Origin of the sequence: Pseudonocardia sp. Ae331_Ps2, from assembly GCF_001932405.1 — a bacterium.
In the GTDB taxonomy this organism is placed as follows: Bacteria; Actinomycetota; Actinomycetes; order Mycobacteriales; family Pseudonocardiaceae; genus Pseudonocardia.
Window position 1 is genome coordinate 1,166,073 of sequence record NZ_MCIM01000001.1, and the last position, 12,348, is coordinate 1,178,420.

Here is a 12,348-nt window from a genome sequence, read left to right on the forward strand (position 1 = left end):
GTAGGGCGAAGGGCGCCCGCCGCCACCGCGACGCGCGGGGGCTGCGTCGCAGGTCAGCGCAGTGGGTGACTCAGGGCTGGTCGGCCGCGCGCAGATGGACGATGTCCCCGGCCGCCACCGCGACGCGGGCTCCGCCGTCCGGGTGGACCAGCAGCCGGCCCTGCGGGTCGACGTCCTCGGCCGTCCCGACGAGATGGTCCCCGGCCGGGCGCTCCACCCGGACCCGCGAGCCGAGGCTGGCGCAGGCCGACCGGTAGTCGCGGCGCAGGCCGCAGACGTCGGCGTCGCCGTGGGCGTCCCGCCACTGCGCCTCGCGCCGGTACAGGTGCCCCAGCAACACGGTCGCGGTCTCGGCGCGGGTCGCGGTGAACCCGTGCGCGGCCAGCGAGGTCGCGCCCCACGGCAGGTCGGTGGCCGGGGTGGAGACGTTGAGCCCGATGCCCAGCACGATCCCCGGGCCGCCGCCGGAGACCGCGGTCATCTCGGCGAGGATCCCCGCGGCCTTGCCCCGCGTCGTCCCGACGAGCAGGTCGTTGGGCCACTTCAGGGCCACCGGCACGTCCGGGGCGAGCTCGGTGATCGCGTCGGCGAGCGCGACGCCCGCGAGCATCGGCAGCCAGCCCAGCCGGTCGGCGGGCACGCCCTCCGGGCGCCACAGCACCGAGAGCGTCAGCGCCGCCCCGGGCCGCGAGAGCCAGGTACGGTCGAGGCGGCCGCGGCCGCGCACCTGGTCCTCGGCGATCAGCACCGAGCGGTCCGGGGCACCGCGCACGGCCTCGGCCAGCAGGTCGGCGTTGGTGGATCCGGTGGAGGCGACGACGTCGAGCGCCGTCCAGCCCCCGGCGGGACGGAGCACGGCAGTCCGCAGGGCGTACGGGTCCAGCGGATCCCCGTCACCGTGATTCGTCCCGGTCGTCATCACCGCGCACCGTAACGGCACCGCGACCCGCCGGGGCCCGCGGAGGGTGCACGGATCGGTAACGGTGTCCGGGGACGGCCACCCGGTCGGCTGCGTCGGACGTCACGCCCGGACCGACGCTACTTGCGGGTTAGGCTCCGATCTCATGAGCGCCGCAACGGAGCCGATGGCGACCCCGGAAGACGGAAGCGCCGAGCCGGACGTCCACACCACGGCCGGCAAACTCGCCGACCTCTACCAGCGTTTCGAGGACGCGGTCCACGCCGGTTCGGCGTCCGCGGTCGAGAAGCAGCACGCGAAGGGGCGCCAGACCGCCCGTGAGCGGATCGACCAGCTGCTCGACCCCGGCTCCTTCGTCGAGCTGGACGCCCTGACCCGGCACCGGTCCACGAACTTCGGGATGGAGGCCAAGCGCCCGTTCGGCGACGGCGTCGTGACCGGCACGGGCACCATCGACGGCCGCCCGGTCGCAGTGTTCTCCCAGGACGCGACCGTCTTCGGCGGGGCGCTGGGCGAGGTCTACGGCGAGAAGATCGTCAAGGTCATGGACGTGGCCGCGAAGATCGGCTGCCCGGTCGTCGGCATCAACGACGGCGGCGGCGCCCGCATCCAGGAGGGCGTGGTCGCCCTCGGCCTCTACGGCGAGATCTTCACCCGCAACGTGTCGAGCTCCGGCGTGATCCCGCAGATCTCGCTGATCATGGGCCCGTGCGCGGGCGGCGCGGTGTACTCCCCCGCGATCACCGACTTCACGGTCATGGTCGACGAGACCAGCCACATGTTCATCACCGGACCGGACGTCATCAAGACCGTCACCGGCGAGGACGTCGACATGGAGGAGCTCGGCGGCGGCCGGGCCCACAACACCAAGTCCGGTGTGGCCCACTACCTGGCCGGCGACGAGGCCGACGCGCTCGACTACGTCAAGCAGCTGCTGAGCTTCCTGCCGTCGAACAACCTGTCCGAGCCGCCGTCGTTCCCGGCGAGCGAGCCCGTCGAGGGGTCGATCGAGGACGGGATCATCGACTCCGACCGCGAGCTCGACACCCTCATCCCGGACTCGGCGAACACCCCGTACGACATCCGCGAGGTCATCAACCGGGTCGTCGACGACGAGGACTTCCTCGAGGTCCAGGAGCTCTGGGCGCCGAACATCGTGATCGGGTACGCCCGCGTAGAGGGCCGCAGCGTCGGCATCGTCGCGAACCAGCCGACCCAGTTCGCCGGCTGCCTCGACATCGACGCCTCGGAGAAGGCCGCGCGGTTCGTGCGGACCTGCGACGCGTTCAACATCCCGGTCCTGACCTTCGTCGACGTGCCGGGCTTCCTGCCGGGCACCGAGCAGGAGTGGAACGGCATCATCCGCCGCGGCGCGAAGCTGATCTACGCCTACGCCGAGGCGACCGTCCCCAAGGTCACCGTGATCACCCGCAAGGCCTACGGCGGCGCCTACGACGTCATGGGCTCCAAGCACCTCGGCGCCGACGTCAACATCGCCTGGCCGACCGCGCAGATCGCGGTCACCGGCGCGCAGGGCGCGGTGTCGATCCTCTACCGCAAGGAGCTCAAGGGCCTGGAGGGCGACGAGCTCGCCGCCAAGCGCGCGGAGCTGCAGCAGGACTACGAGGACACCCTCTGCAACCCCTACATCGCCGCCGACCGGGGCTACATCGACGCGGTCGTGCCGCCGTCGCACACCCGCGGCTACGTCGGCCGGGCGCTGCGGATGCTGTCCACCAAGCGGGAGCAGGGCCCGACCCGCAAGCACGGGAACATCCCGCTCTGATGGGCGAGCCGCAGGAGACGCAGGAATCGGCCGAGGCCACCCCGGAGGAGCGCCGCGCGCTGTTCCGGGTCGTACGGGGCACCCCGGACGCCCGCGAGCTCGCCGCGCTGACCGCCGTGGTCGCCGCGGCGGCGAGCGCCGGTGGGCCGCCCGCCCCGCCGCGGACGCCGGACCTGTGGTCGCACCCCGCGGTCCAGCTCCGCGCCCCGCTGCACGCGGGCCCCGGCGCGTGGCGCGCCTCCGGCCTCCCCCGCTGACCCACCTACGCACCACCGGCCGACGCCCGGGCCCCGGCACACCACGGTGCCCGGGGCCGGGCGCGGTCCACCCGGGGGTGGAGGGCGCGCGTCCACCCGGGATCGACCCCGGCGCCGACGCGACGACCGGCCCCGCGGAGAGATCGTTCTCCCCATGGACGCCACCTCCCTCGTCATCACGGTCGCGATCGTCGGCCTGGTCCTCTACAAGCAGTTCCGCGGGCAGTTCGTCGGCGGATCACGGGACGTGAAGCTCCCGCTCATCCTGGTCGGTATCGGGGTGCTCACCCTCGCCCAGGCCCGCCCCGAGGTCACCGCGGCCGGGGTGGGCCTGCTCGCCGCCGAGCTGGTGCTGACGGCCGGGCTCGGGGTGCTGCGCGGGTACGCCTTCCGTCTCGGCACCCGCGACGGCTGGGCGTACCGCAGCGGCTCGGCCGCGTTGCTGGTCGCCTGGGTGCTGACCATCGGGGTGCGGGTCGGTGCCGGGGTGCTCGGCGGGGCCGTCGGCGCCGGACTGTTGCTGTCGACGTCGTCGGCGCTGGTCTTCGGCGGGAGCCTGCTGGTCCAGAGCCTGGTCCTGCGTCACCGGGTGGACGCGGCCGGGCTGCCGGTCCGGCCGGCCGAGCCGCGCCGTGCCCGCACGGTGGCCTGACCGGCCCGCCTGGCCCGGCTGCTGTGTCAGAGTGAAACGGTGAGCACGCCCACCGCCCGCGCGGCCCGTCGCGTCGAGGCCGACCGGTCGCCGCTGTTCGGGGTCCCCCGACGGCTGCTGTCACTGGTGTGGCTGCCGATCGTGCTGTTCCTGCTGTACTGGTCGCCGGGCCAGCAGGTCTCGCCGCCCTGGCTCTACGCCGGGCTCGTCCCGGCCGTCGCCGGGTGGGTGGCCTTCGCCCTCTACCGGAACATGCCGCCGGTCGCGACGGTGCTGACCAGCGTCGCGCTCGGCGGAGGCGGGATCGCCCTGCTGGCCGGGTCCGACGGCTGGACCACCTCGGCGGCCTTCCCGATGCTGGCGGTGTTCGTGGCCGCGCTGCGGCTGCCCTACCGGACCGCGCTGTTCGTCGACGTGCCGCTCATCGCGGCCACCACGATCGCCGTCGGTCCCTACGACTCCCTCTGGGAGGCGCTGCTGGTGGTCACCGCGCTGACCGCGATGGTGCTGTTCGGGCTCGGCCGCCGCGACTCGACCCGGCGCCTCGAGGAGCACGAGCAGGCGCTCGTCGCCGATGCCAGAGCCCGCGAGGAGCACGCCCGCGCCGAGGCCATCGCCGACCGCGCCCGGGTCGCCCGCGACGTCCACGACGTGCTGGCGCACTCGCTGTCCGCGCTGGCCGTCCAGCTCCAGGGCGCCCGGCTGATGGCGCTGCGCGACGGCGCGGCGCCGGACACGGTCGCCCAGATCGAACGGGCCCAGCGGCTCGCCTCCGACGGGATCACCGAGGCCCGCCGCGCCGTGCGGGCGCTGCGCGAGGGACCGGCGCCGGTCGACGTCGCCGAGGAGCTGCGCGAGCTCGGCCGGGCGCACCCGGACGCGACCGTCGAGGTCGCCGAGGGGCTGCGGCTCGGCGCGCGGGAGGGCGAGACCGTGCTGCGCACCGCGCAGGAGGCGCTGTCCAACGCCCGCAAGCACGCCCCCGGCGCCCCCGTGACGGTGCACCTGCGCCGCGACGGCGACGGCGCCGAGCTGGAAGTCGTCGACGTCGCCGGGGCGCCGCCGGCGCCCGGTGACGGCGAGGGCTCCGGGCTGACCGGGATGGCCGAGCGCGCGGCGCTCGTCGGCGCCGAGCTGCAGACCGGCCCCACCCCCGACGGCTGGCGGGTCCGGCTCCGGCTGCCCGCCCGTTCCCCGGACCGCGAGAGGATCACGACGTGAGCGACCTGCGGGTGGTACTGGCAGACGACCAGCGGATCGTGCGCGACGGCCTCGCCACCGTCCTGGGCCTGCTCGACGGCATCGAGGGCGGCGGCACCGCCTCGGGCGGCGACGAGGCCCTCGCCCGGGTCGCCGAGCTGGCCCCGGACGTGCTGCTCACCGACCTGCGGATGCCCGCGGGCGACGGCGTCTCCGCGACCCGCCGGGTCCGCGACGAGCACCCGGGCACCGCCGTCGTCGTGCTCACCACCTACGTCGACGACGACGCCGTGGTCGACGCGATCGCCGCGGGCGCCTCGGGCTGGCTGTCCAAGGACGCCGACGCCGAGGCCATCGGCCGGGCCCTGCGCTCGGCCGCCGACGGCGTGTCCACCGTCGACGCCGGCGTGCTGTCCCGGCTGGTCGCCGCCCGCGCGACGACCGCACCGCCGGCGCCGGTCGACCCGCCCGACGGGCTCACCCCGCGCGAGGTCGAGGTGCTCGGGCTGATCGCCGACGGGCTGTCCAACACCGAGATCGCGAGGCGGCTCGTGGTCGGCGAGGCGACGGTGAAGACCCACGTCAACCACCTGTTCGCCAAGACCGGGCTGCGCGACCGCGCCCAGGCCGTCGGCTACGCCTACCGCCACGGCCTGACCGGCCGCTGACCCGGACACCCTCGTGTCCACACCCCCTGGCCGGTAGCCACACCCGTTGCAACGGGTGTGGCTACCGGCCAGGGGGTGTGGATGCCGACGGGGGTCGGGGTCAGTCGGAGGTGCCCGTGGTGGGGGGTGCGGGGGTGTGGCCGTGTCCGTGGCCATGTCCGTGGCCGTGGCCATGGGCCTGTTTGGCGACCACGCCGGCGCCGGGCATCGGGGCGGTACCCCCCAGCTGGATGTCACCGGCCCGCAGCGGGACGTCGTGGTACTTGCCCTCGTGCGCCAGGATCGGCCGCTGGTCCCCGGCGATCTCCGGGTACTTCTCCTCCAGCCGTCGCCGCTGGTCCCAGGTCCGGCGCATCGAGTCGATGTACTCGGAGTTGCCGTTGTAGACCCCGCGCCAGGTCTGGGGCATCTCGTCCTTGGACAGGCCGGGGCTGGCCTGACCGCCGAGCGCGAACCCGGCCGGGACCTTGCTCGTCGCGCCGTCGCCGCAGACCGGGCACGGCGGGGTGTGGGAGTCCGACATGGACGCGAGGTGCTCGAAGCGGGCTCCGCACCCGCACCGGAAGACGTAGATCGGCATCGTGCCGCCTTCGGATCGGCGTCCGCCGGCGGCCCCGCTCGGGAACCGCCGGCGGACGGGGGTCACCAGTTCTGGACGGACTTCGTGAGGATGTCGGCGATGTCGTCCTCGGTCGGGGTCCGCGGGCAGGTCGCGAGCAGCCGCTGCTGCTTCATCGTGCCGGGGACCAGGTCCGGGACGTCGGCCTCGGTGTACCCGACGCCGCCGATGCCGTTCGGGATGCCGATGTCGCGCATCAGCCGGGTCAGGACCCCGGGCAGCTGCTCCCGCGGGTCGTTCACCTTGTCCGCCCGCGGGTCCATCAGCTCCGCGGCCCGCAGGTGCCGCTGCGGCGCGGAGTCGAAGGAGAACCGGAACGCCTCCGGCGCCGTCAGCGACACCGACTCCCCGTGCGGCACCATCGCCTCGTCCTGCGGGTAACCCTGCGGCCGGTAGTCCTTGACCATGCCCGCGATGGGGTAGGCGTTGGCGTGCGGGATGTGCACCCCGGAGTTGCCGAAGCCCATGCCCGCGAACGTCGCGGCCATCATCATGTCCGAACGGGCCTCGACGTCCTCGGCGCCGCGCTGCACCGCCGCCCGGAACGACTTCGCCAGCAACGACATCGCCTTCTCGCACCACAGGTCCGAGACCGGGTTGGAGCCGCAGTAGGTGACCCGCTCCTCGGGCTTCTTCCGGTCGAAGGTCGTGTAGTACCGCGCCGTGTAGCTCTCCAGCGCGTGGCAGGTGATGTCCATCCCGGCGGCCGCGGTGACCTGCGGCGGCAGCGTCATCGTCAGCAGCGGGTCGATGACGGCCAGGGTCGGCCGCAGCCGCCAGTGGCTGATCCCGGTCTTGACCTTCATCGACAGGATGTCCAGCACGCACATCGCGGTGGACTCCGAGCCGGTGCCCGCCGTCGTCGGGATGGCGATCAGCGGCTTGAGCTGCCCCGGCGGCACCTTGGCGTTGCCGATCGGCTTGTTGATGTAGTCCATCAGCTCGCCGGGGTGGCTGGTCAGCAGGTTGATGGCCTTGGCGGTGTCGATCGCCGACCCGCCCCCGACGGCGACGAAGCCGTCCCACGGCCCCTGCGCGCGGGCGTACTCGGTCGCCTTGTTCATCGAGTCGTCGGTCGGCTCGACGTGCACGCCGTCGAAGATCTCGGACTCGATGCCGTAGCGGGCCAGGTTGTCGGCCAGCCGCTGCGGGGCGCCGAGCGCGTTCACGCCCGGGTCGGTCACGATCAGGACCCGCGACACGTCGTAGGCCGACAGCTCGAAGCCGACCTCGTCGATCGCGCCCGCGCCGAACTTCAGCGGCGGCGCGCCCCAGGTGAAGATCGTCTCCTCGGTGAACTCCGGAACCTCGAACGTCATCAGGTGTACGACCCCTCGGGCGCCTTGCGCAGCTGGTGGATCTGCTCGGCGTCGTGGCCGAACACCATCTGCGCGTTCGTCCGTTCCTGGATGCCGCGCAGCTTCTCCACCGAGGAGAACCAGTCCTCCAGGTTGTTCACGATCGCCGCGGGGGCGGCCGGCGGGCCGTAGCTCTCGCCCATGTAGACCGCGTCCGAGGTGAAGATCATCGTGCCGGTGTCGGGGAGGTCGACGCGCATCGACATGCACCCCGGGGTGTGCCCGGGGGTCTGGATCATGCTGACGCCGGGGAGCAGCTCGACGTCGCCGGAGACGATCTCCCAGTCGATGCCCTCGTAGTCGGCCTTGAGGTGGGCGCCGTTGAACGGGCCCTCGAAGCCGAGCGCGAACTCCTTCTCCTTGTCCGAGCAGATCATCTTCGCGTTGGTGTTCGTGAACATCTGGGCGTTGCCCGCGTGGTCGAAGTGCAGGTGCGAGAGCACCACGTAGTCGATCTCGTCGAGTCCGACGCCCATCTTGTGCAGCTGCTTGTCCAGGTACTCGTCGTCGGCGACCTGGTCGTAGGGGAAGAACTCCTGCAGACCGGTCGGCGCCCAGCGCGTCTCCCAGTCCGACGGACAGCTGGTGTCCCACAGCAGCTTGCCCTCGTCGGTCTCGACGAGGACGCAGTGCGTCGGCACCTCCACCCAGTCGATCGGGGAGTCCTTCTCGGACCGTGGCTTGATGCTGACACCGGGCTTGAGGAGCAGGAACGGGAGATTGGTGTGCATCGCCCCGCAGGGGATGACACTGAGCTTGTTCGCCGTGGCCATGAGGAGTCCCTTCGTCGATGGAGGGTTCTGGCAGTTCGTCGCCGGGCCAGTCTCGGGAAGCCGGGGTCGGGCGTCCATGGTCGTATGCGCCTGTCTTGATCGCAGGACATGGCGCGGACAGACATAGGGTCGGGCGCATGAAGCCGGCTCCGCCGTTCCCCGAGCCCAGCCAGGACGCGATCCTGCAGGCCGTCGGGCAGACGGCCGTGGACCTCGCGAACGTCGGCGACCGGGACGTCATGCTCGGCGCCGTCCTGCGCCGCACCCGGGCGCTGCTCGGCGCGGACATGGCCTACTTCAGCCTCAACGACCTGCACTCCGGTACGACCTACATCGAGCTGACCGACGGCGTCCGCACCCCGAAGTACCGCGCGATCCGGATGCCGTTCGGCACCGGGGTGCTCGGTCGCGCGGCGGCCGGCGCGGGCACCGTCGCGACCGCGGACTACCTGGCCGACCGGGCGCTCAACCACCTGTCCGGGATCGACACGATCGTGCGCGGCGAGGGTGTGCGGGCCATCGCGGGCGCCCCCATGCGCCTGGGCGGCCGGGTGGTCGGGGCGCTGCTGGTGGCCCACCGCGCGCCCCGCGTCCTCGGCCCGGCCGCGGAGGCGGCGCTGGAGCACATGGCCGTCCAGGCCGCCGTCGCACTGGAGCAGACCCGGCGCGGCGAGGAGATCCGCCGCCTGCGCACCACCCGCGACGACGGCTCCGCCCCCGGCGCCCGGCTGCGCCTGGAGCACCTCCTGCACCTCGACGAACGCCTGATGGGGGCGATGGCCGGCTCCACCGCCGAGGCGGCCGGGGTGTTCGCGGTGCTCGCCGAGTCGGTCGGGCACCCGCTCTCCCTGCACGACCCGTCCGGGGCGTTGCGCACGGGGCGGCGGCTGCTCACCCCCGAGGAGCTGGCCGGGTGGCGGCTGCGGGCGGCGGTCCGCACCTCCCAGCAGGCCGGCGGCGTCGCGATCGCGCACCTGCCCGGCGGCGGGACCTACGCGCTGCTCGCGATCACCACCGCGGGCGAGCACCTGGCGACGCTGGTCATGGAGGGCGCCGACGACGACGCCGTCGCCCGGCTGGCGCACGCCTCGGCGTTCATGACGGTCGCGCTGCTGGTCGAGCGGGCGCTGGCCCAGGCCGATGAGGCCGCCCAGACCACACTGGTCGAGGAGCTCGTCGACAGCCGGGTGCCGCCGCGGCCGACGCTGGGGAGCCGGCTCGCGCAGTACGGCATCTCCCCCGACGTCCCGGCGACGGTGCTGGTCGTCGACGTCGACCCGGCCGGTGCGGTGACCGCGGCGCGGGCGGTCCGGGGCCTGGACGGGGCGGGCCGCTGGCTGGTGTCGGTGCACGACGGGCACGTGTGCGTGATCGCCTCCGCCGGGACGACCGGTCCCGGCTGCGCGGGGACCGGGGCGGCCGCACTCGTCGCCGACGGGCTCGCCGCGGCCGGGACACCGGTGCTCGTCGGCGCCGCGCACAGCCCCTCGGGCGGGCCGTCGGACCTGCGCCGGGCGCACACCGAGGCCGCCGACGTCGCCGCCGCGGCCCGCGCCCTGGGCCGCACCACCGGGCACGCGGACTTCGCCTCGCTCGGCGCGGTCGGCGCGGTGATCCGGGACCGGACCGGCACCACGTCGCGGGAGATCGTCGGGCGCCACCTCGGGCCCGTCCTCGACTACGACCGGCGCCGGCGGACCCGGCTGGCCGACACGCTGTGGCACTGGTTCGCCGCGGGCGAGCTGCTCGCCCCGGCCGCCGACGCGCTGTCGGTGCACCCGAACACCGTGCGCCAGCGCCTCGAACGCGTCGACGACCTGCTGGGCCCGGACTGGCGCACCCCGGAGGGGCGGTTCCACCTGCACCTGGCGCTGCGCCTGCACCGGGTCGCCGGGCCGGACCGCAGCGCCGACCCGGCGACGGACCACGGCGCCGCGACGGCGGGCCGGTAGCGTCTGCCGGCGTGCGTCTGGTTCTGGCCTCCGCCTCCCCCGCCCGCCTGTCGGTCCTGCGCGCCGCCGGGGCCGACCCCGCCGTGGAGGTCTCCGACGTCGACGAGGACGCCCTGCTCGCCGCGCACCCCGACGCCGACCCCGCGGCCGTGGTGACGCTGCTGGCCGCGGCCAAGGCCGCCGCCGTCGCCGAGCGGCTGACCGGTGACTGCGTGGTCGTGGGCTGCGACTCGATGCTGCTCGTCGGCGGCGAGCTGGTCGGCAAGCCGCACGACCCGGAGACGGCGCGGCGGCGCTGGAAGGCCATGGCCGGGCGCACCGGGGAGCTGCTGACCGGGCACGCGGTGCTGCGCCTGGCCGGCGGCGCGGTCGCCCAGGAGGCCGAGGGACACGCCGGCACCGGGGTGCGCTTCGCCGAGCCGACCGACGCCGAGCTGGAGGCCTACCTCGCCACCGGCGAGCCGCTGGCGGTCGCGGGTGCGTTCACCCTCGATGGGCTGGGCGGCTGGTTCGTCGAGGGCATCGACGGCGACCCGTCCAACGTGATCGGGATCAGCCTGCCGCTGCTGCGCCGCCTGCTGGGCGCGGTCGGGGTGTCGGTCGTCGACCTCTGGGCGCCGCGCGGCTGACCCGTGTGTGGGTGTCGGGGCACGTGGTTACCCTGCGGCCATGACTGTCGGACACGACCCCGACCCGAAGCTCGCCGAGTACGCCCACCCCGAGCGCCTGGTCACCACCGCCTGGCTGGCGGAGCATCTGGACGACCCCGGGCTGGTGGTCGTGGAGTCGGACGAGGACGTCCTGCTCTACGACACCGGGCACATCCCCGGCGCGGTGAAGGTCGACTGGCACACCGAGCTCAACGACCCGGTCACCCGGGACTACGTCGACGGCACCCGCTTCGCCGAGATCATGTCCGAGCGCGGCATCGGCCGGGACACCACGATCGTCGTCTACGGCGACCGGAACAACTGGTGGGCCGCCTACGCGCTGTGGGTGTTCTCCCTGTTCGGCCACGCCGACGTGCGACTGCTCGACGGCGGCCGGTCCACGTGGGTCGCCGAGGGCCGCGAGATGGTCACCGAGAAGCCCACCCCGGCCCGGGCCGACTACCCGGTCGTCGAGCGTGACGACTCCGGCATCCGCGCCTTCAAGGACGACGTCCTCGCCCACCTGGGCAAGCCGCTGGTCGACGTGCGGTCCCCGCAGGAGTACACCGGCGAGAAGCTGCACATGCCGGACTACCCGCAGGAGGGCGCGGTCCGCGGTGGGCACATCCCGGGCGCCGCGAGCGTCCCGTGGGCCCGCGCCGCCGCCGAGGACGGCTCGTTCCGCAGCCGTGCCGAGCTGTCGGCCATCTACGAGCAGGAGCAGGGGCTGTCGGCCACCGACGACGTCGTCGCCTACTGCCGGATCGGCGAGCGTTCCAGCCACACCTGGTTCGTGCTGACCCACCTGCTGGGCTTCGACCGGGTCCGCAACTACGACGGCAGCTGGACCGAGTGGGGCAACGCCGTGCGCGTGCCGATCGTGCAGGGACAGGAGCGCGGGTCCGCGTGAGCGGCGATCCCGGCACACTGCCCCCCGACCTGGCCGAGCTGGTCGAGGACTTCGCCGCGGTCGGCCCGAAGGACCGTCTCCAGCTGCTGCTGGAGCTGTCCCAGGAGCTGCCGGACCTGCCCGAGCGCTACGCCGACACCGCGGACACCATGGAGCAGGTCCACGAGTGCCAGTCGCCGCTGTTCCTCGCGGTCGAGGTGGCGGGCACCCCGGGCGACCCGCCCAGCGAGCGGCCGGTCCACCTGTTCTTCTCCGCGCCGAAGGAGGCGCCGACCACCCGCGGGTTCGCCTCGATCATGGTGACCGGGCTCGACGGGCAGCCCGCCGCGACGGTCCTGGCCGTCCCGGACGACTTCTACACCGACCTCGGCCTCGCCGAGGCCGTCAGCCCGCTGCGGCTGCGTGGCATCGCCGCGATGCTGGCGCGCATCAAGAACCAGGTGCGGGCCGCCACCGGCTGAGGCCCCACGAGCTCACTCCCGCGACAGCCGGGGTCACCGTCGGTGACCCCGGCTTTCCCCGTGCGCGGACCTTCCTCAAGTCCACCTCAAATCGATCACTCTCCAGGGGTGAGCGGGCGCACACTGCTTCGAACGACGAAGTG

Annotated in this window: 13 protein-coding genes; 9 read left to right on the forward strand and 4 right to left on the reverse strand. The window is 73.8% G+C overall.

Going from position 1 to position 12,348, the window contains the following annotated elements:
* Positions 1 to 70: 70 nt before the first annotated feature.
* Complete coding sequence (locus Ae331Ps2_RS05455; protein ID WP_075310308.1) at positions 71 to 919, reverse strand: biotin--[acetyl-CoA-carboxylase] ligase; 849 nt, start codon at positions 917 to 919, stop codon at positions 71 to 73.
* A 145-nt stretch (positions 920 to 1,064) separates the two neighbouring features.
* On the opposite strand from Ae331Ps2_RS05455, the gene Ae331Ps2_RS05460 reads away from it, so the two are divergent.
* From Ae331Ps2_RS05460 to Ae331Ps2_RS05480, 5 genes are all read left to right on the forward strand, one after another.
* On the forward strand, positions 1,065 to 2,705 hold the full coding sequence (locus tag Ae331Ps2_RS05460; RefSeq protein ID WP_043280731.1) for an acyl-CoA carboxylase subunit beta: 1,641 nt from the start codon (positions 1,065 to 1,067) through the stop codon (positions 2,703 to 2,705).
* Positions 2,705 to 2,962 carry an acyl-CoA carboxylase epsilon subunit gene (locus tag Ae331Ps2_RS05465; protein WP_075310306.1) on the forward strand — a complete coding sequence of 86 codons (258 nt, stop codon included), beginning with the start codon at positions 2,705 to 2,707 and terminating at the stop codon, positions 2,960 to 2,962. The genes Ae331Ps2_RS05460 and Ae331Ps2_RS05465 overlap by 1 nt, the downstream gene beginning before the upstream one ends.
* A gap of 154 nt (positions 2,963 to 3,116) precedes the next feature.
* The gene (locus Ae331Ps2_RS05470; RefSeq protein WP_075310304.1) at positions 3,117 to 3,614 is read left to right on the forward strand and encodes a hypothetical protein; all 498 of its coding nucleotides are present in this window, start codon (positions 3,117 to 3,119) and stop codon (positions 3,612 to 3,614) included.
* Positions 3,615 to 3,653: 39 nt separating this feature from the next.
* Positions 3,654 to 4,835, forward strand: coding sequence for a sensor histidine kinase (locus tag Ae331Ps2_RS05475; protein ID WP_075310302.1), 1,182 nt, complete (start codon positions 3,654 to 3,656; stop codon positions 4,833 to 4,835).
* Positions 4,832 to 5,482, forward strand: a complete 651-nt coding sequence (locus Ae331Ps2_RS05480; RefSeq protein ID WP_075310300.1) for a response regulator transcription factor — start codon at positions 4,832 to 4,834, stop codon at positions 5,480 to 5,482. Before Ae331Ps2_RS05475 ends, Ae331Ps2_RS05480 begins: the two co-directional genes overlap by 4 nt.
* Before the next feature lie 100 nt (positions 5,483 to 5,582).
* Here Ae331Ps2_RS05480 and Ae331Ps2_RS05485 read toward each other — a convergent pair whose 3' ends face one another.
* The 3 genes from Ae331Ps2_RS05485 to Ae331Ps2_RS05495 all read right to left on the reverse strand — a co-directional run bounded on the left by Ae331Ps2_RS05485 (position 5,583) and on the right by Ae331Ps2_RS05495 (position 8,232).
* Complete coding sequence (locus Ae331Ps2_RS05485) at positions 5,583 to 6,062, reverse strand: zinc ribbon domain-containing protein (RefSeq protein ID WP_075312806.1); 480 nt, start codon at positions 6,060 to 6,062, stop codon at positions 5,583 to 5,585.
* Positions 6,063 to 6,124: 62 nt separating this feature from the next.
* Positions 6,125 to 7,420, reverse strand: coding sequence for a hydroxyacid-oxoacid transhydrogenase (locus Ae331Ps2_RS05490; RefSeq protein WP_075310298.1), 1,296 nt, complete (start codon positions 7,418 to 7,420; stop codon positions 6,125 to 6,127).
* On the reverse strand, positions 7,420 to 8,232 hold the full coding sequence (locus Ae331Ps2_RS05495) for an N-acyl homoserine lactonase family protein (RefSeq protein WP_075310296.1): 813 nt from the start codon (positions 8,230 to 8,232) through the stop codon (positions 7,420 to 7,422). Before Ae331Ps2_RS05495 ends, Ae331Ps2_RS05490 begins: the two co-directional genes overlap by 1 nt.
* 137 nt (positions 8,233 to 8,369) lie before the next feature.
* On the opposite strand from Ae331Ps2_RS05495, the gene Ae331Ps2_RS05500 reads away from it, so the two are divergent.
* Genes Ae331Ps2_RS05500 through Ae331Ps2_RS05515 form a run of 4 tightly spaced genes read left to right on the forward strand, consistent with a single transcriptional unit; the run spans position 8,370 to position 12,205 of the window.
* The gene (locus tag Ae331Ps2_RS05500) at positions 8,370 to 10,184 is read left to right on the forward strand and encodes a helix-turn-helix domain-containing protein (protein ID WP_075310294.1); all 1,815 of its coding nucleotides are present in this window, start codon (positions 8,370 to 8,372) and stop codon (positions 10,182 to 10,184) included.
* Positions 10,185 to 10,195: 11 nt separating this feature from the next.
* Positions 10,196 to 10,813: a nucleoside triphosphate pyrophosphatase gene (locus tag Ae331Ps2_RS05505; RefSeq protein WP_075310292.1), complete on the forward strand. Its 618-nt coding sequence runs from the start codon at positions 10,196 to 10,198 to the stop codon at positions 10,811 to 10,813.
* A 40-nt stretch (positions 10,814 to 10,853) separates the two neighbouring features.
* The gene (locus Ae331Ps2_RS05510; protein ID WP_075310290.1) at positions 10,854 to 11,744 is read left to right on the forward strand and encodes a sulfurtransferase; all 891 of its coding nucleotides are present in this window, start codon (positions 10,854 to 10,856) and stop codon (positions 11,742 to 11,744) included.
* Positions 11,741 to 12,205, forward strand: a complete 465-nt coding sequence (locus Ae331Ps2_RS05515) for a SufE family protein (protein ID WP_020622450.1) — start codon at positions 11,741 to 11,743, stop codon at positions 12,203 to 12,205. Before Ae331Ps2_RS05510 ends, Ae331Ps2_RS05515 begins: the two co-directional genes overlap by 4 nt.
* Positions 12,206 to 12,348: the final 143 nt, after the last annotated feature.